General features: G+C 47.0%; 14 protein-coding genes. 5 read left to right on the top strand and 9 right to left on the bottom strand.

Annotated features, from left to right (window positions below; genetic code table 11):
• Positions 1-19 precede the first annotated feature (19 nt).
• The 5 genes from BM358_RS26535 to BM358_RS15025 form a co-directional block, all read right to left on the bottom strand.
• Positions 20-172, bottom strand: coding sequence for a hypothetical protein (locus tag BM358_RS26535; RefSeq protein ID WP_167348614.1), 153 nt, complete (start codon positions 170-172; stop codon positions 20-22).
• A gap of 240 nt (positions 173-412) precedes the next feature.
• Positions 413-1,564, bottom strand: coding sequence for a response regulator (locus tag BM358_RS15035; protein ID WP_023986721.1), 1,152 nt, complete (start codon positions 1,562-1,564; stop codon positions 413-415).
• A 156-nt stretch (positions 1,565-1,720) separates the two neighbouring features.
• Positions 1,721-2,131: a sensor histidine kinase gene (locus BM358_RS26900; protein ID WP_231517158.1), complete on the bottom strand. Its 411-nt coding sequence runs from the start codon at positions 2,129-2,131 to the stop codon at positions 1,721-1,723.
• Positions 2,089-4,863 (bottom strand): ATP-binding protein, encoded by a 2,775-nt coding sequence (locus BM358_RS15030; RefSeq protein WP_231517159.1) that lies wholly within the window; start codon positions 4,861-4,863, stop codon positions 2,089-2,091. Before BM358_RS15030 ends, BM358_RS26900 begins: the two co-directional genes overlap by 43 nt.
• Before the next feature lie 162 nt (positions 4,864-5,025).
• A complete protein-coding gene (locus BM358_RS15025) occupies positions 5,026-8,442 on the bottom strand; it encodes an S-layer homology domain-containing protein (protein WP_028541202.1) in 3,417 nt (1,138 codons plus the stop codon).
• A gap of 275 nt (positions 8,443-8,717) precedes the next feature.
• Here BM358_RS15025 and BM358_RS15020 point away from each other — a divergent pair, with 275 nt between their 5' ends.
• Both BM358_RS15020 and BM358_RS15015 read left to right on the top strand, forming a co-directional pair.
• Positions 8,718-9,698, top strand: a complete 981-nt coding sequence (locus BM358_RS15020; RefSeq protein WP_028541203.1) for an aldo/keto reductase — start codon at positions 8,718-8,720, stop codon at positions 9,696-9,698.
• Positions 9,699-9,797: 99 nt separating this feature from the next.
• Positions 9,798-10,172 (top strand): MerR family transcriptional regulator, encoded by a 375-nt coding sequence (locus BM358_RS15015; protein WP_023986717.1) that lies wholly within the window; start codon positions 9,798-9,800, stop codon positions 10,170-10,172.
• Here BM358_RS15015 and BM358_RS15010 read toward each other — a convergent pair.
• Both BM358_RS15010 and BM358_RS15005 read right to left on the bottom strand, forming a co-directional pair.
• Positions 10,169-10,834, bottom strand: a complete 666-nt coding sequence (locus BM358_RS15010; RefSeq protein ID WP_023986716.1) for a methionine ABC transporter permease — start codon at positions 10,832-10,834, stop codon at positions 10,169-10,171. The genes BM358_RS15015 and BM358_RS15010 overlap by 4 nt on opposite strands.
• Positions 10,831-11,853, bottom strand: a complete 1,023-nt coding sequence (locus tag BM358_RS15005) for a methionine ABC transporter ATP-binding protein (RefSeq protein WP_023986715.1) — start codon at positions 11,851-11,853, stop codon at positions 10,831-10,833. The genes BM358_RS15010 and BM358_RS15005 overlap by 4 nt, the downstream gene beginning before the upstream one ends.
• 262 nt (positions 11,854-12,115) lie before the next feature.
• On the opposite strand from BM358_RS15005, the gene pdaA reads away from it, so the two are divergent.
• Both pdaA and BM358_RS14995 read left to right on the top strand, forming a co-directional pair.
• Positions 12,116-12,913: a delta-lactam-biosynthetic de-N-acetylase gene (gene pdaA, locus BM358_RS15000; RefSeq protein ID WP_028541204.1), complete on the top strand. Its 798-nt coding sequence runs from the start codon at positions 12,116-12,118 to the stop codon at positions 12,911-12,913.
• A gap of 162 nt (positions 12,914-13,075) precedes the next feature.
• On the top strand, positions 13,076-13,843 hold the full coding sequence (locus BM358_RS14995; protein ID WP_028541205.1) for an HAD-IIB family hydrolase: 768 nt from the start codon (positions 13,076-13,078) through the stop codon (positions 13,841-13,843).
• 71 nt (positions 13,844-13,914) lie between these two features.
• Here the strand turns inward: BM358_RS14995 and BM358_RS14990 are convergent, their stop codons facing one another.
• Positions 13,915-15,612: a glycoside hydrolase family 13 protein gene (locus BM358_RS14990; RefSeq protein ID WP_028541206.1), complete on the bottom strand. Its 1,698-nt coding sequence runs from the start codon at positions 15,610-15,612 to the stop codon at positions 13,915-13,917.
• Positions 15,613-15,884: 272 nt separating this feature from the next.
• On the opposite strand from BM358_RS14990, the gene BM358_RS14985 reads away from it, so the two are divergent.
• Positions 15,885-16,976, top strand: coding sequence for a hypothetical protein (locus tag BM358_RS14985; protein WP_028541207.1), 1,092 nt, complete (start codon positions 15,885-15,887; stop codon positions 16,974-16,976).
• Positions 16,977-17,285: 309 nt separating this feature from the next.
• Here BM358_RS14985 and BM358_RS14980 read toward each other — a convergent pair whose 3' ends face one another.
• Complete coding sequence (locus BM358_RS14980) at positions 17,286-18,074, bottom strand: SDR family oxidoreductase (RefSeq protein WP_028541208.1); 789 nt, start codon at positions 18,072-18,074, stop codon at positions 17,286-17,288.
• Position 18,075 lies beyond the last annotated feature (1 nt).

Here is an 18,075-nt window from a genome sequence, read left to right as displayed (position 1 = left end):
GAACTTCTATCCAAGCCGTTTATTTATTTTTAACATCTGTTCTTACTACCCCAACATCCGAAGCATTGATCGAAATGGGGTTACCGCCTTGTCCTGTCTGAGCTGAAGAAGATTGTCTGACGACCACCGAAACTCTTTTATTCTTAAATCCAGTTCGTCTCGTTCTCCCCAATGCAATACCTCCTTAAATATATACGTGAGTTCCTTAAACCTCTCAATTACGACTCAACCGTGAAGAGATATGCTATATGAATATGCCACTGTAGAAAACAGGTAGCGGCGAATAGCGGATCATAGAGAAAAGAGGCTCGGTGATTCACACAAAAAAACGAAATTTCCATCCATGCAAAAAACCGCTCCAAGGAGATACCTTGAAGCGTTTTTTTAGCGCTACCTGAGCCAGTAGAGCAGTTTACGCAGGTAGCGTCTGTGTTTTCAATTGCACGTACAACTGGTGCGTCACCTGCTGCGGCTCAATACCCAACTCATCTTCCAGTATTCTGACGAAGCTTTCATAATGCTTTTGAGCAGCGGTATAATCGCCCAGTTGGGCATAGGCGGTCAGCAGCAGACCACAGATATCGTCTGAGTACGGCTCCCGTTGCTGGAGGCTGAGTAAGCGCTGAACAGACTGCCGGGTACGACCTGAGCGAAGCTCGTCTCTCGCCAGCTCAGAAGCACATGCCAGATACATACTGCGCAGCTTCTCCCTTTTTGCATACGCCCACGGGTAATCGTACTCCTCCAGATAGTTGCCACGGTATAGAGCCAACAGGCTCTCAATACGCGGCGTACCGCCGCTACCGGATGCAGCCCATTCGGATATTCCCCGCTCGAATAGCTCCACATCTGTAATCCAGCCATTGCGGTTCAAGCGGTAGCGATCCAGATTGTATTCCAGCTTCGTATCTTGCATCCGTTCTTTCAATGCCTTGCGGATTTGGTAAATGGACGTGTGCAGGTGAACAACAGCCTTGTCCAAATGATATTCAGGCCATAGCGCATCCAGCAATTGTTCTTTGCTCACCCATTCCCCTTCATGGTGTAGTAAAAAGGAAAATAGCTCCTGTGACTTTAATGTGCGCCATTTGAAGGGTTTCGCTCCTACGGCTTCCTGTCCATCCTCCAAAATTTCAAGCTTTTGAAAACAACGTACCTTGGGGGATTGCTCTGCTGCAACTCCCAAGCTGGAAGAACGAGGATCAGCCAGCGTGGCTGCAATCCGATCTAACGTTTTGGATAGCCGCCGGGCATGAACGGGCTTTAACAAGTAATCCAGTGCTTGCAGTTCGAACGCTTCAATAGCATATTCCGAGTACGCGGTCACAAAGACGATATGAATATGGGAATCCAGCTGTTGAATCCACTCGGCGGCCTCCAGACCATTCATCTCTGGCATTCCGATATCTATAAAAACAATATCCGCACGTTCTACCGCCAGATGATCCAGCCCCGCTTGTGCAGACGTATATTTGCCCATTACCGTTAACCGTCCGTCCGCCTCCAGCAACCGTTCCAAGTAGGTTAATGCCGACCGCTCATCATCAATCAAAATCGCCTTCATTTGTGTCTGTACTCCCTTCCTGCTGCAACCATCCATCATGATGCTCTATTTACATGCTATCTGCTTTATCCTTACAATTTTTAATTCCTTATATTTTATATATCGTATCATCGCGGACGCGACATTAGCTTTTCCGACAAATGTACTGTACTTTTTTTATTCATCGGTATTCCGGGGCGAGATCGTTTCCGGCACACGGAAGCTTACCGTCGTCCCTTGCATTGAATTACTTTCAATCCGCAATCCTTCTCCATACATATGGATAAGACGGCGATGGATATTCCGCAGTCCCACGCTGGAAGATACATGATCCTCCGACAACAGCTGTTCCAGTCGCTCGGACGGAATCCCTACGCCGTCATCGGTCACGCTGACTACAAAATCGGTTCCATCCTCCTGCACAACCACTCGCACGGTTCCACCTGTTGCCCGTTGCATCACACCATGTCGTATCGCATTTTCCACGATGGGCTGAATGCTTAATGGCGGGATAAGCGACCGGATGTTCCTTCCTACCTCTACGGTCACCTGCAAACGTTCTTCAAATCGTGCTTTTTCCAGTGCCACATACGATTCACCAATTCCAGCTCCTTGGATAACGGTACCGTATTCTCCCTGTTCTGAAAATCAAAACTGCCCCGCAAATACTGACTCAGCTCCATGAGCAGCTCCGCTGCTTTATCCGGGTCTACGGCTACGGTCGATACAATAACATTCAATGCATTGTACAGAAAATGCGGCTTGATTTGTGCCTGTAAAAAGGCCATTTCCGAACGCACCGCTTCCTCCGCCGAATGACGCATGTTCAACAGCGTGCGCACACGCGCCTTTAATTCCTCAGCATCAACAGGCTTACGTAGAAAATCATTAGCTCCCGCCATAAAACCCGCGCGGATATCGCCGGGCAGGTCGCGTGCCGTCAGCAGCAACACTGGTAGCTCGGACAGGGAATACCGTTCCCGTATCCGTCGGCACAGCTCAATACCGGACATTTCCGGCATCATCCAATCCGTAATGACTAGGTCAAATCGGGTACGGCCATTCAGCATGTGAAGTGCCTCCTCGGCATGATCCACTGCCACCACGCTACAACCTGTGGTATATAATAGCTCCTCCAGCACCCGAAGATTAACCTCATCATCATCCACAGCCAGCACTTTGTAGGGAACAGTCTGAACTTGCTCTTGGGCATCCTCTTCATGCGGAATCACATTCTGACCCGACGTCACGCCAGGCTGCAATATAACCGCAGACGAAACATCTTTTTGAGCTTCATGTGCCAACGTTCCGGTCTGCGCCAAGGGTAGTGTAAAATAAAAGGTCGAACCCTTGCCCAATCTAGATTCTACCCGGATATGACCACCATGCAGCTCCACTAGACGACGGACTATGCCTAATCCAAGCCCTGTTCCACTGTATCCTTCATCCTCAGCATTCGCCCCTCGGTTAAAAGGTTCAAATATATGCGAAAGATGCTCCTGGGCAATACCGGACCCGGTATCCTTCACACTGATTTCCATTTCGCGGTTCCCCGCTTTGGCAGAGATTACGATTTCGCCTTCCTCCGTAAATTTCACCGCATTACCCAACAAATTGTACAAAATCTGAATCAGCCGATCCTCATCCGCATCCACCTTGGGTAACGAATTGGGCCATTCTTTGACGAATTGCAGCTTTTTCTTACCCACCGTATGACCCAATACCTCCAGCACGGAATTTACAGCTGCCTGTACATTAACAGGCCGACGATTTAAGGCTAATCTGCCATTTTTCAAATTAGAAAAATCCAGAATATCGTTAATTAAATAAGAAAGTCTGCGTCCTACATTCGCAATCAAGGACAAGTTGTGCTTTTGCGGCTCATTGAACTGTGCCCCGTAACGGTCTAGCATGGATTGAGCGATATTAATAATTCCATGTAGAGGAGTGCGCAACTCATGTGACGTGTTCGCCAGGAATTCGTCCTTTAACCCATCCAGTGTTAGCAACCGTCGTGACAGGTTCTCAACCTCCATAAACGAATGTACAAAACGTTTGGCCAGCAGAAGCGTTTGAGCCAATACGAATATGAGCATTTCATAGGCTGTCACCCCACGCACATCGCCCCAGCCCAAAATATACACAAAACTAGTCACTACAATCATAAGAATGCTCATAATACTAATGACTAGCAGTGCAGCGTCATCCGTCCGTTGAAGAAGTCCACGAATCAAGATCAGTAATACATATCCCACACTGACTACACCAAAAAGAAGAATAAACGCTTCAAAGGATGAGAGTATCAGTGTAGGCAATATTAGCCCCATACCTAGCATCAGTGCGGTTGTAAAATTATAGAGGCGCAGCACGATCCGATTCATAACAATCTGCGTCGAAAGATGAACATACCGGATCAAAAAATAGTAGAACAGCGTTGAAGAGAACGACTGTATTTTCAGTATCCATTCATAAGGTAAGTCCGGTATTCCCCAGACCAGCAGCTTTTCTCCATGTGTCAGAATGTAAAATAAAGCCGCGATGCAAAAGCATCCTAAGTAAAGCAATGCCTTCTCCTTTTTACGTAAAAGATACAGCATGATAAAAAATACGGTAGGCATAAAAAAACCCGCTATCAGTACGGTGTCCTCTGCCATTGCAACTTCCCGGCTATGCGTAATACTCTCGTAATCCCCAAATAACAATGGGTAAACGATCCCACCGGAGGAATAACTATAATTAGCCACATGCACGGTAATATCTACCGATTGTCCATCTACCGCTGCAAATCCAACATAAGGAGCATTGCCCTGCTTGCCTTTGTCGGCAGAAACAGAGGGAATACCACTCGCTCCTACCTCTGCTCCGTCAATCCATACTCGGCTGGAACTCCGAATGTTTTGCATATAGATGCCGTACAGATTTTCCGCTTTTTCAGGCAACAGGATACGAATATGATAGGTTCCATATCCGGTCGCCTGTCCCTCAGGCATCCACTGATTCCATCTACCAGGCACATCCACAATCTTGGCAGAAGATCTCGTTTCCAGCTTCAACTCTGAAGAACTCTGATGATTTCCCCAATCCTTATCTTGCATTTCATGAAAGGCTGAAGGTTGCACAAGCTGATTGGGGTAAAATTCCCACTCCCCTCCCAGCTGTACAGGGCCTTCCTTTTCGGGGTGCCAATTACGCAAATCAATAACACCGTTGTGAGCTTTCCAATGACTGTTCCCGGATAAAACACCCGACACTAACGGATACACCGGCAACGCAACCGCAAGCAGAAGTATAATAAAAAATAAAACACCCTGTTTTTTCATAAATCCCCCGCTCTTTTCAATATCGTCTATCTTTTAGTATCGGTTATTCTAACCAGCTGTATTAGAAGCGCTCCCCATGCAAAAAGGGACGCCCGCCGCAGACAAAAATCTGTGCGGAATCGTCCCCTTCTATACATCCTTTTACTCCCTATATTCCCCTTATTAAGGAATCATGCCTTCATCATTACCACCGCCAGGAATCGAGCCTGAATCGTCTCCGCTGTTATCACTTGGTGGCGTTGCTCCACCACTACTGTCACTGCTTCCTGTTCCGTTGCTATCGCTTGGTGGCGTTGCTCCACCACTGCTGTCGCCACTTCCTGTTCCGCTGCTGTCGCTTGGCGGTGTTGCTCCACCACTACTGTCACTGCTTCCTGTTCCGCTGTTGTCGCTTGGTGGCGTTGCTCCACCGTTGCTGTCGCCGCTTCCTGTTCCGCTGTTGTCGCTTGGTGGCGTTGCTCCACCACTACTGTCGCCGCTTCCTGTTCCGCTGCTTTGTTGCTGGCTGGCTACAAAATCTTTATACTCCTGAATCGCATCTTCCAGATTCATATAATTTTTCTTAATTTCCGGCATAGGATAATACTGGTCCAGACGATTGAATGCATCCACTACTCTGTGAAAGTAGACCGTCGTAGGATCTGTACCATTTGCTGTGAGCAGATTGTTCGCAACTGTCTTGAGCTCATTGATATCATAATCAGTTACTATCCATTTGGACTGGTAGTTCGAAAACGCTGTAATCAAATCCGTGTTAGCCTGGTCTACCTGCAGCTGTGTGCTATCCGGAGTATTAAGCACAAGGCTTGCCTGATTAATTTGCCCTTGAAGTTCTTCGTTATCTTGTTCGGTATAATGACGGCCGAACGTCTGAACTTCATTATTAGCTAAATTTATGTTGTAATTCAACAATGTGGTATCCACCGCTATTGGTACGGCATACTGGCTCTGTACCTGTTGCAACTCCTCGTATACAGGAACAACGTCTTGTAATTCAAAGCTGGACAAACCCAAGAAGATGGAGGCATGCTCTGATGCAGAAGACAAGGCTTGCTGGGCTTCAGCGCTTAATGCGCCTGAATTTTGCACCAAAATTCCATTGATCGATGCCTGCATTTCAATGATTTCCGCTCTCAATTGTAGTCTTTTCTCGTTATATTTTTCAATATAGGTCCCTTTAGCCTGACTTAATTGATTATAAGAGATCACCAATTGCTCCTCAGGAGTAAACGGCATAATGAGTGCAAAGTTGGCTTGTGCTGTTTGTTGCTCTAAAGACAGCATTTCCGTATTCAAGTAATTACGAGCTACAGGGTTAGACAGCAGTTTTAGATGAATGTCTTGAACCAGCTGCTGCAGTTTTTCCCGAATTGTAGCAGGCACTGGAGCAGTGAATTCCGCAAGTCTTTGACTCAGCTCCATGTTCAAGGTCAATACGTCCTGCTGCGTCATAGCGGTGTGCATCTTCTCTGTATATTCCTGAATGAGGTTGCCCAGTTCAACATTTTGAGAGCCACTCTGATCGTAGATAACCTGCGCTTCTTGTAAAGTATTTTTAAGCACTGAAAAGTCTGCTGCTTGCAATGCCAGAAATGCTTCTGTCGTATCTTTTATTTTTCGTGTCCATTCGTCCAACTGCTCAGTTGTAGCTAATGGGTTCACATATACACTTAATCCTTCCCTCACTAAGGACTTGTAACGCGCTTTGTCAGTTTTCATATTCTCCACACGATCCGTTACATCGAGAAAATGCAGATAGGTATCTCTGAGTTTTACTGATGCATTGTAGACTTCAATTACTCGACGCAAGCTTACTACTTCCCGATCCACAATATTTTGAGGAGCATTCCCTTCCAACACATTGTTGCCAAATTGAATAGCTTGACTTAGTGATTCATCCCAAAGAGGCGGGAATTCGTCGCCAACCATTCGGTTTTGTTCAAGGGTAGTCGAAGCTACCTGAATCAGTCTAGTTAATTCCTGTGTCCCAATCACTGGTTCTGTGGCTGAGGCTGTGTACACAGAAACATCCTGCTTCAATGTGCTGAGCGCTTGATCTACCTCTGCCTGTGTAGCTGCTGTATTGTTCAGTACCAGCATAGCTTGATTGATTGCTATGGACAGGCTTTCCTTCGCTGCGGCCGTGTAAAGCGCCTGATCCGTTCCACCCTCACCTGCACGCTCCAGTAGTTCTTTGGCTGCATGGACTTCTGTCTCCAGCTGACTGCGGTCTACGCTGATAATGTCACTATCGTGTTTTTTCTTATCTTTGCTATCTGTGTCCGTGACAACCGATCCAGCAGAGGATGAGTTCTTCGTACCATTTACGAGACTAACAGCTTCTTTCATCGCATCATAGTTAATGATAACATCCTGCGGCTGTTTTTGTTCCGGCAGGTTAAGCTGGTTGATTGTAGCTCCCTTAGCCAGCGTAATAAAAGGAACGCCCACATATTGTGATGCATCCAGCAAACCAATACTACCGCTAACCAACAGCTTGCCCAGTCCCTGTTGCAAAGAAACGCGGCTAATCGCGGCATTTCCTTCGGTCACGATCGATGCATCATCTTTCAGCGTCAGGTTGTCAATCTTCGTTGTCCCGGTTGCTGTCAGCTTGGCATCCTTAGAGCCCAGTTCCACACCGGACCATGCCGTATTTTCTAAAATGGCCGATACAGGCTGATTCCCTGTACCTTTGATTTCCAATACCCCTGTGGAGGACATGTTCTTCAAGGTTACCGAGCCATTAACGATCAGGCGCCCCTTAAAAGACACACCCTTGCCATCAAAAACGCCACCGTCTGCGTTAATTTCCAGCTTATTCACACCTGTCAGCGTACGCAAGTTACGGTTAAGGTCGAATTTCGCCCCTTTTAATACAGCTTTGTTATTTTCACCGAACAAACCTTGCAAAGACCCTTCCAACTGGTAAGGGATATTTCCGATGCGAACGGTATTGCCCTCTGATTTCACTTCTCCTACCGGATGATCCAGCAGGCTGACGAATACTTCTGCACCACTCTCCCGGTTCAATGGATTTTTCAAATCCGTTGCAGAAGCATCCTCTGATAACAGACCGTAAGAGCGGGCAACCTGAACTGCATTTTGCTGTACATTCGCTGTGCTGGCATCCTGTAAGTCCATTGCACGTACTAGCGATACGATCAGTTCTTCCTTGGTAATGGCATCCCCCGGACGGAACAGTTCCCCGTTGCCTGTCATATACCCGGCTGCACGTACAGCCTCAATATAGGGAGCGCCCCATGCATCGGACGATACATCCATAAAAGAAGTTTGCGGCTGATTGTTAACTTCCAACTGGAACAGACTGCACAAAATTTTAGCCGCCTCTGCGCGGGTCAAATTCTTTTGCGCCATAAAATCGCCCTGCTTACCGCCTGTCATCAAACCCAAGGTGCGAGCTTGTGCTACAAATCCAGTTTCGCTTTGCGAATCTGCTGTCGCTGCATAAGCAGTCTGGACGCCGCCCACCCAAGGCAGAGATACGATTGAACCTGAAGCAATACCCAATACCATCGCAGATGCAATCCATTTATTTCGATTTACAAGTTTCAACATTTCCACTCCTAGACGCTATTTATTGGCATATATCCTGCTTTATCAAAGTCTTTAGTCATGTTTAGTTCTACGGATTATGCAACCAAGGAACTATGCTAAGAGAATTATACGAAGTCCCACTGAACCAATTCTGAACAATAAGACCTATATGATGGCATCACGCAACAAAATCGCTTGACTTGGAGTGAACTCCAAATGTAATAATATCCGGTGTAAGTAGCTGGAGTAGACTACATTTGAAGAAAACAATATCTAGGAAAGCGAGGTATAATTAAATGGACTATGTGAAACTTGGAAATACCGGCTTGGATGTATCCCGCCTTTGTCTTGGGTGTATGGGCTTTGGGGTTGCAGAACGGTGGATTCACCCATGGATACTAGATGAAGAGCGCAGTCGTCCAATTATAAAAAATGCCCTGGAGCTAGGTATTAATTTTTTTGATACCGCGAATGTATATTCAGATGGAACTAGCGAAGAAATTGTTGGACGGGCTTTAAAGGATTATGCGAATCGAGATGAAATTGTCCTCGCGACAAAGGTTCATTTCCGTATGCATCAAGGCCCGAATGGTGCGGGACTTTCCCGAAAGGCTATCATGAGTGAAATAGATAAGAGCCTTAAGCGACTGGGGACAGATTATGTGGATCTGTACCAAATCCATCGCTGGGATTACAATACCCCTATTGAAGAGACGATGGAAGCATTACATGATGTTGTGAAGGCCGGGAAGGCAAGATATATTGGTGCTTCTGCCATGTACGCATGGCAGTTTCTGAAGGCGTTACATGTTGCTGAAAAGAATGGATGGACCCGATTTGTATCAATGCAGAATCATTTAAATCTCTTATATCGTGAAGAGGAAAGAGAGATGCTGCCGCTTTGTAAAGAAGAAAAAATCGGTGTGATTCCATACAGCCCGCTTGCAGGTGGAAGATTGACGCGTGATGTGCAGGAAACAACACATCGTTCCGAAACCGATCAGGTTGCGAAATCTAAATACGATGCGACTGCCGATACCGATCGATTGATCGTGGAGCAGGTTGCGGCCATCGCAGAAAAACGTGGAGTTCCTCGCGTTCAAATCGCACTTGCCTGGTTGCTACAGAAAGAACCGGTAACAGCTCCCATTATCGGTGCTACGAAAACGTCTCATCTCGAAGATGCAGTAGCTGCTCTTTCGATTACGTTAACACCTGAAGAAATTGCATTGCTGGAAGAGCCATATGTTCCTCATCCGGTAGTTGGCGCTCAGTAAATATGGATGAAATGAAAGTTTCGAAATAAGAAACAACAAGAACGCCCTATCCATTTACATAGGGCGTTTCTTGATCAGAAATCAGGAGGTGAAGTCTGCATGTTGATCGCAGAAGTAAGCAAAAAATTCGAACTATCTCAGGATACACTCCGCTATTATGAACGCATCGGACTTATTCCGCGTGTGAACCGTAATAAAAGTGGAATCAGGGATTACACGGAAGAAGACTGCAGATGGGTTGAATATATCAAATGCATGCGAGGCGTAGGGCTTCCCATTGAAATTTTGATTGAGTACGTTAGGTTGTTCCAGCAGGGTGATGAAACGATAAATGCTAGAAAAGAACTCCTAATGGAGCAGCGTAAGCAGCTCATTGCAAAAATGGCAGATATGAACAACGTATTGGAACGCATGGATTATAAAATTACAAGCTATGAACAGACAATAGGTAAAAAAGAAAAACATCTAATTTAACCCCTACGTGCTTTGCGGGAGAGCAGGTTCCCCAAGGACTGAACACCTTGAACAAACAAGACTAGAATGATGACGGTAATCAGCATAACCAGCGTATCAAAACGTTGATAGCCATACGCGATCGCCAGATCGCCAATTCCGCCTCCACCGACCGCACCAGCCATAGCAGTAGCACCAATCAGACCAATGGATGCTGTCGTTAACGACAAAATCAGAGAACTGAATGCCTCAGGAAGCAAAAAGTATCGAATGACCTGGAATGGAGTCGCCCCCATCGCATCTGCTGCCTCCAGTATCCCCGGATTCACCTCCAACAGCGAGTTTTCGACCAGCCTGCCGATATATGGCGCAATATATACAATCAAGGGGACAATTGCCGCACTGGTCCCAATGGATGTATTCACAATCAGACGGGTTAACGGAATGATTGCAATCAGCAAGATAATAAAGGGTAAGGAGCGAACAATGTTTATGATTGGATTCAAAATATTGTGCAGCCATTTGTTCTCGAGAATTCCGCCCGGACGGGTGATGACGAGTAAAATACCGATAGGGATACCGATCAGGGCACCAATGAATAATGATATGCTGACCATAAGCACGGATTCATACAAAGCTTCCCACAGTTGATCCCAGGTGATCGTAGTTCCTGTAATCATCATAGACTCTCTACCTCCTGAATATGGACTCCTTTGCTCTTGAGAAAATCAACAGCCTGCTGAACGGCATGCTGTCCGCCGCGCAGTTGGATCGTCATATAGCCAATTGTCGTTTCTTGAATCTCCGTCATGTTGGCAAACAAAATGTTCACGTGGATATCATGCTGCCGAATCAATTCATGAACCACCGGATCAGAAGCAACCTGCCCTATAAATTCCAGCTTGTATATTCGCTGCGATTCTTGCTGTTCGAACGTTTGCAGCACACTCTCGGGTACCGTATCGTGAATGACCGTGCGTACAAAGCTCTGTGTCGTTGGGTGCTGCGGCTGCCCGAATACCTCCAGGACATTGCCCTGCTCGATGATTTCCCCCTTTTCCATTACGGCTACCTTATTGCAAATTCGCTGAATCACCGACATCTCATGGGTGATGATCAAAATGGTGATCTTGTATTCCTTATTGATTTTGCGAAGCAAGTCGAGAATTGACTGTGTGGTCTGCGGATCAAGTGCCGAGGTTGCCTCATCACAGAGCAAAATGGACGGGTTGCTCGCAAGCGCCCGTGCAATCCCTACACGCTGCTTTTGTCCGCCGGAAAGCTCGTTGGGATAGCTATTCGCCTTGTCGGACAATCCTATGAACGCCAAGAGCTCTTTTACACGCCCCTCTATTTCCCGTTTGTTGCGCTTAAGCAGCACCAACGGAATTGCAATGTTGTCGAACACTGTTTTCGATTCCAGCAGATTAAAATGCTGAAAAATCATTCCGATCTTCTTCCTTACCTTCCGAAGCCCAGAGGTCGAGTAGGTATTTAACTGCTCCCCCTCAACAAGAACCTCTCCGCTGGTTACTTTCTCGAGACGATTGACCAAACGGATCAGCGTACTTTTCCCTGCGCCACTGAATCCGATAAACCCGAAGATATCTCCTTTATCCACTTTGATATTTATATTTTTTAACGCTTCAATACTTAGGCCTTTTCTCACGTAGGTTTTGGATACATTCCTAAGTTCAATCATGAGTCCTAACTCCTTCCGTTCTCACAAGTATGTAAAATGTTCTGAGCTGATTGCTTTTCTTTGGCATGAACGATCGAATTAAATCCGAGTATTCTAGTAAGTTTTATAAAGTATACTACTTCGATTTAATATTCATGTCAATATGTGTTTTGAGTCTGGTTAGTCCATGTCCTTGCATAAATCAGCATGGTATTGCAGATGGTATGGAATATGCCGAAGCATACACACCTTACCCGTACGGGACGGAAGCGGAGGAACATAGATGAAGCGAATATTTACCTTGTGGCTATGCGTTGCAGTTATGGGGATGTTGGCAGTTACGGCGGAACCCGCATGGGCTACTCAGACTGTTGACGGACAGCCTTATCATTTTGGATTTAAAAAAAGTAAGGGAGGGGAGCTGCCTTCTATCGCACAAGAAGGCTTTATGCACCTGATCAAAAGACAAGGTGGCATCTTTCTGGGGGATACGACTAAAAAAGAATTATTTCTCACTTTCGACAACGGCTATGAGAATGGGTATACTCCGAAAGTGCTGGATGTATTGAAGGCCAAAAAGGTCCCAGCCGCCTTCTTTGTGACAGGGCATTTTGTAAAAGACCAGCCTGCTTTGATGCGACGCATGGCAAGTGAGGGTCATATTATCGGAAACCATTCATGGAGCCATCCTGATATGAGCACCATTTCTTCGGCAGAGATCCGGTCTGAGCTGGATCGGGTACGAAATGCATCGGCAGAGCTAACCGGGCAAAAAGAAATGAAATATGTCCGACCGCCTCGCGGCATTTTTAGTGAAAAAGCATTGGCTTCCTGTCGAGAAGCCGGATATACGAGCGTATTCTGGTCTGTAGCTTACAAGGACTGGGACACAAATATTCAGCAAGGAACGGACTATGCCTATCGTCAAGTCATGCGTCAGCTCCACCCTGGTGCGGTCATTCTGCTCCATTCCGTATCCAAGGACAATGCCGAGGCGCTTGCTTCTATCATCGACGAGGCTCGCAAGCAAGGGTATGAGTTTAAAAGTCTAGACGACCTTAAGGTGAAACATTATCACTAAATAGTAATTGAATTTAATGAGTCGATATCATAATGAGCCCGATCTACACCTGCCCATGGCAGCCAGTGTGAATCGGGCTTTTTAGTTTACGACCAAGGAAGGTAATGGATATAATGACTGTAAGAAATGAATTGAAAAGCACTATTTTTTTGGAGGTACATCATGCATTTTGTATTTGATCTGGATGGAACGATTTGCTTTAAGGGTCAGTGTGTGTCGGATAAGATCGCAAGCTGTCTGGAACAATTGTCCCGATCGGGACATGAAGTCATTTTTGCCTCGGCACGGCCGATTCGCGACATGTTACCCGTACTTCCTAAACGCTTTCACACCTATGCTCTGATTGGTGGCAACGGCTCTATGATCTCCCAACAAGGCAATATAACTCACGTGGAATCCTTTTTACCGGAAGTGAAGAATGCCCTGCTGGCACTACTGGAGGAACACCAAACCACCTACCTGATTGACAGCGAGTGGGATTATGCATATACGGGTGCAGCTGATCATCCTATACTCAACAATGTGGATATCAGCAAGTTGGCGCAAAAGCTGCCTTTGGCTTCCCTGAAATCCATCGTAAAAATGCTCATTTTAACTGCTGACGATATGGATGAGCTGGCCGCCAAGCTTTCGCCGCTCGGCGTGGTCATCCATCAACACCGTAATGAACAAGTGCTGGACATCAGCCCGCAAAATATCCATAAATGGAACGCACTTCAGAAGCTTGGTGTGCAGCCCCGTCAATTTATCGCCTTCGGCAATGATGCGAATGATATACCGATGTTCAGGGAGGCACACCATGCTGTCATGATTCATCAACATGCTGAACTGGCTGCCTTCGCGACTGAATCGATCCCTAATGAGGGGGAAAATCAAGAAGACCTGATTATCGCCAAAATACGTGAGTTGGCTGAAACAGTTACCATTTAGCCAAACGCCAAGAAAGGGAAGGTCTCTCTATGAACCTTCCCTTCCTTTTACCATTCTACAGATAGCAACGCCTATTGCACGCTTAGCATATACACTCGGGCTTCATAGGGGCGCAGCTTCAAGGCGTGCAGTTGTTCCCCTTGTACCGGCTCGTAGTTGGACAACAGCAACTCCGCCTTAGCGACAGGAAAGTCCTCCTCGGGCCAGTGGTACACCGGATCACGATCAAAGAAATTCAAAATGACCAGCAAACGCTCTTCTCCCAGCAAACGAGTGAATACATACAGCTCCGTATCTAGCGGCAACAGCAGCTTGTATTGGCCATAGACTATGACCTCATGTTGTTTGCGCAGAGCAATCAACTTGCGATAATAGTGGAAAATCGAGTCCGGATTATTTCTTTCTGCCTCTGCATTAATGTGTGTGTAGTTATCATTAATCTTCATCCAAGGCTCTCCATCGGTAAATCCGGCTGAAGGTCCAGCATTCCATTGCATGGGAGTACGCGCATTATCCCGACTTTTCCGCCAGATCTCTGCCATAATCTGTTCCTCAGACTCACCGATCTTCCGTTGCTGCTCATAATAATTCAACGTTTCCACATCCCGATAATCATCAATTGACGGGAATGCGATATTCGTCATGCCAATTTCCTCACCTTGATAAATATAAGGCGTACCCTCTAACATATGTGTGAAGGTTGCCAGCATTTTGGCTGACTCTACGCGATATTGTCCATCATTAGCAAATCGCGAGAGGGCCCGCGGCTGATCATGATTGTTCAGATAATTGGCATTCCATCCTTCCTCATGAAGCACTGTCTGCCAGCTGCTCATTATTTTTTTCAGCTCCACCAGTGTCCACGGCTTGGGTTTCCATTTTTCCGTCCCTAGCCCTTGTGCATCAATAAACATGTGTTCAAACTGGAAAACCATATTCAGCTCATGCCGCTGGTCCCCCACATAATCAAGCGCCTGTTCCGGTCCTAAACCAGACGTTTCGCCAACTGTCATTAAGGGATAACGCTCCAGTAATTTTTCATTCAGCATCCGTAGAAGTACATGTACCTGTTCCAGATTGGAAAAGAGCTGATAGGCACGTACCAAGGTTCGTTTGTCAGGATTATCGGCATCCGGCAGTCCCTCCGCTTTGACAATATGGGCAATGGCGTCAAAACGGAAGCCATCGACTCCCTTTTTCAGCCACCATTCCACCATGCGGTAGAGTTCGCTCACCATCTCTTCATTTTCCCAGTTCAGATCTGGCTGATGCTCGGAATATAGATGCATGTAATATTCGTCTGTAAGCTTGTCATATTTCCACACTGAACCGGAAAAATACGATTCCCAGTTGTTCGGATATCCGCCATTTTTGCCTGTTCGCCATATGTAGTAGTCCCGCTTCGGATTATCCTTGGACGAGCGTGACTCCGTAAACCACGGATGCTCATCCGATGTATGGTTTAATACCAAATCCATCATGATTTTGATGCCTCGTTCATGCGCCTGGTGAAGCAGTTCGTCAAAATCCTCCATTGTTCCAAACTCATCCATAATGGCATAATAATCGCTAATATCATATCCGTTATCGTGATTAGGCGATTTATATACCGGACAAATCCAGATTACATCAATACCCAGCTCACACAAATAATCCAGCCTGGACAAAATGCCTCGCAAGTCTCCTTTACCGTCTCCGTCAGAATCCTGAAAACTGATCGGGTAAATCTGATATACAACGGCTTCCTTCCACCATATTTTTCTAGGCATGTTTCCCTCCTGTAGCTTCTCTGTACATCCAATAGCTTATGCTCTTAACATACACGCAATACCTGTCTGCGAATCGTTGGTGTAGGGGAACAAGAGTCTTGTAAGCTTGCTTCGACGCATTAGCAGAGCCGCTATAACCTACGGAGATTTATTTTAAAAAAATATTTTGCAAAACAGGTTGTAAAAGTGGACCTGGCGTTACCTATATTTATGAACTACCCATATACATGTACTCAAAGCGGTGCCACTTTTGAATAAAAGGAGGAATTTACATGAACCATCGACCCAAGGAGCCAAAGGATCTAATTGTGGAAACTGCTGTGATCCCGCCCAATATCCATGTGGACGTGGAGTCAGCCACTGAGGGGGGAACACGCCGCCTGATGCTTAGCGATAACCCGGAGACGCTTACCCATGTGACGGTACCTACCGAGCAAGCCACCCTGTGGCATGATGTGGTTCGCACCACAACGCGGACGGTCAAGCATCGCATTTTCGGCTGGCATTATAACAAAATCGGCAGCGCTGTTAAACTGGGCATCACCGTAGAGAACAGAAGCGCTGCTAAACTAGAAGTACGTCATATTGAACGTGCCCTTAAGATTGTGCCTGAGGATGGCAACTGGATTATAGATGTCGGGCAGTCTATTGCCAAAAGCTGTTTGGCGGGTACGATGGAACGTCTGAAGCCAGCAGACCGTCATAAATTCGGCAAAGGCACCGCCCTGCTGGAGGAATTTGAGCTGCCCGAAGGATCACTGGCCGGATTCATCTATGACCTCACAGTAGAATTTGCTGAAGGCCACGGTACGCTGGATTATGTGATTCGCACCGTGATCAGCAAGGATACGCAGACGGATCTGCGCCAGATTCATATGGATGCGCTTCCTCCCGTACCTCCACCACAGGCGCATCCACGAGGGGTGTGGTCCTTTTCCGAAACGAATGCGCGGATGCCAGAGTACGTGGTCGGGCAAAGCGCCAACTACCGGGCGTGTGCCACCAAAAAGCTGAACGGCGAGACTCCTGCCGATCTGCTGTTTACCGGGGCACGCAGCGAGCTGGGGCCTGCGCTAGATAATCGCGGACAATTCGGAACCATATACAACGCGACGATTCCCATCGTTAATGACAGTGACGAGGTACGTATCGTACGAATCTATGCCAATCCACGTGGGGGCGCGTTCGCCGGATCTGTACGTGTAGATGATCGTGTATATGGTATCCCTCTGCTACGAGATAATACCAAGGTATGCCGATTGGCTGATATCAGCGTCCCTCCCGGCAGATCTAGCTATGATCTCAGCTTCATGGTTGCAGGGAGCGCAACCACACCCTTGGGGCTATACGTCATTACACTATAGCTGTGCTCACGATGACTGAATGAGCGAACGTGGAGCCAAAATTTTCACAGAATATGGTCTGCTCTATAGTAAATGGAGCTGTCCCAAAGCTGGTTTTAAACTTTATTGGACAGTCACGCTTCGTCATTAGTATAAAAAAAGCGCGAGTGCAAGGGTTATTATCCCCCTGTAGCTCGCGCTTTTTGGTTCATGCTCACCCATTTGAGCAGGTTATGGTCAAACGAAGGCACGTAGTCCTCTTCTCCGCCATACCCGGCATCGGCGATGACCATACCCGGTTACCCGGTTTGTGTCAGAATAAATATCGCTCTATTTGAACCGCTGTACCTGCCTCGAAGGCATAATGGTCAACTCTGGAATATTGACATGCTCCGGTTGCTCTAGTGCATAAAGGGCAGCTTCTGCAACATCATCGGGATGCAGCGGCAAAACGCTCGAAGCAAACGCCCGAATTTCCTGCTCGGGATATCCGGCCACCTGCGAAAATTCCGTCGCCACCGCCCCGGGGTGAATCGCAGTTACACGAATTCCTTGCGTACTGGTCTCCAAACGCAATGCAGAGGCTATGGCACTAACGCCGTACTTGGTAGCGCTGTATAGTCCTCCTCCGGCAACCACTTCCTTCGCTGCAATAGAGGAGACAATGACAACATCCCCCTTGGCCTGTTCCCTCATTGGCTGAAGTCCGTACTTCAGTGTCAGGACAAGACCGTGCACATTCGTCTTGTAAAGCTCCTCCCACCTTTCCAGTTCCACTTCTGCCAGTGGGCTTCGATACCCGAAGCCAGCATTGGCAACGATAATGTCAAGCCGTCCCCAGCGTTCAAGAATGGCGTGGACCGCCTGCTGTACGTCTTCAGCTTTTTGGATATCGGCAGGTATTGCCATGACCTCGTACAATTCCTCTTGGTGCAAGTCGCGAACCAATTCATCCAATCGTTCCTGACGGCGTGCCAATACAGCTACATACGCGCCTCGCTTTGCCAGTTTTTTGGCAATCGATGCCCCAATGCCGCTGCTTGCGCCTGTTACCAAAGCTACTTTCCCGGCAAGGCTTTCCTTCGCTTTCCAGGATAATCTCAATTCATCCAATATCATG

The sequence above is a fragment of the Paenibacillus sp. cl130 genome, assembly GCF_900116035.1.
Taxonomy (GTDB): Bacteria; Bacillota; Bacilli; order Paenibacillales; family Paenibacillaceae; genus Paenibacillus; species Paenibacillus polymyxa_B.
The sequence above is the reverse complement of the archived record's forward strand: the minus strand, read 5'-3'. Positions and strand labels throughout refer to the sequence as shown.

What these genes read in the sequence shown, in the direction of transcription:
- BM358_RS15020 (WP_028541203.1), top strand. Translation starts at nt 8,718, where the DNA reads ATGGACTATGTGAAACTTGGAAATACCGGCTTGGATGTATCCCGCCTT.
- BM358_RS15030 (WP_231517159.1), bottom strand. Translation starts at nt 4,863, where the DNA reads ATGAAAAAACAGGGTGTTTTATTTTTTATTATACTTCTGCTTGCGGTT.
- BM358_RS15010 (WP_023986716.1), bottom strand. Translation starts at nt 10,834, where the DNA reads ATGATGATTACAGGAACTACGATCACCTGGGATCAACTGTGGGAAGCT.
- BM358_RS14995 (WP_028541205.1), top strand. Translation starts at nt 13,076, where the DNA reads ATGCATTTTGTATTTGATCTGGATGGAACGATTTGCTTTAAGGGTCAG.
- BM358_RS14990 (WP_028541206.1), bottom strand. Translation starts at nt 15,612, where the DNA reads ATGCCTAGAAAAATATGGTGGAAGGAAGCCGTTGTATATCAGATTTAC.
- BM358_RS14980 (WP_028541208.1), bottom strand. Translation starts at nt 18,074, where the DNA reads ATGATATTGGATGAATTGAGATTATCCTGGAAAGCGAAGGAAAGCCTT.
- pdaA (WP_028541204.1), top strand. Translation starts at nt 12,116, where the DNA reads ATGAAGCGAATATTTACCTTGTGGCTATGCGTTGCAGTTATGGGGATG.
- BM358_RS14985 (WP_028541207.1), top strand. Translation starts at nt 15,885, where the DNA reads ATGAACCATCGACCCAAGGAGCCAAAGGATCTAATTGTGGAAACTGCT.
- BM358_RS15035 (WP_023986721.1), bottom strand. Translation starts at nt 1,564, where the DNA reads ATGAAGGCGATTTTGATTGATGATGAGCGGTCGGCATTAACCTACTTG.
- BM358_RS15025 (WP_028541202.1), bottom strand. Translation starts at nt 8,442, where the DNA reads ATGTTGAAACTTGTAAATCGAAATAAATGGATTGCATCTGCGATGGTA.
- BM358_RS15015 (WP_023986717.1), top strand. Translation starts at nt 9,798, where the DNA reads ATGTTGATCGCAGAAGTAAGCAAAAAATTCGAACTATCTCAGGATACA.
- BM358_RS15005 (WP_023986715.1), bottom strand. Translation starts at nt 11,853, where the DNA reads ATGATTGAACTTAGGAATGTATCCAAAACCTACGTGAGAAAAGGCCTA.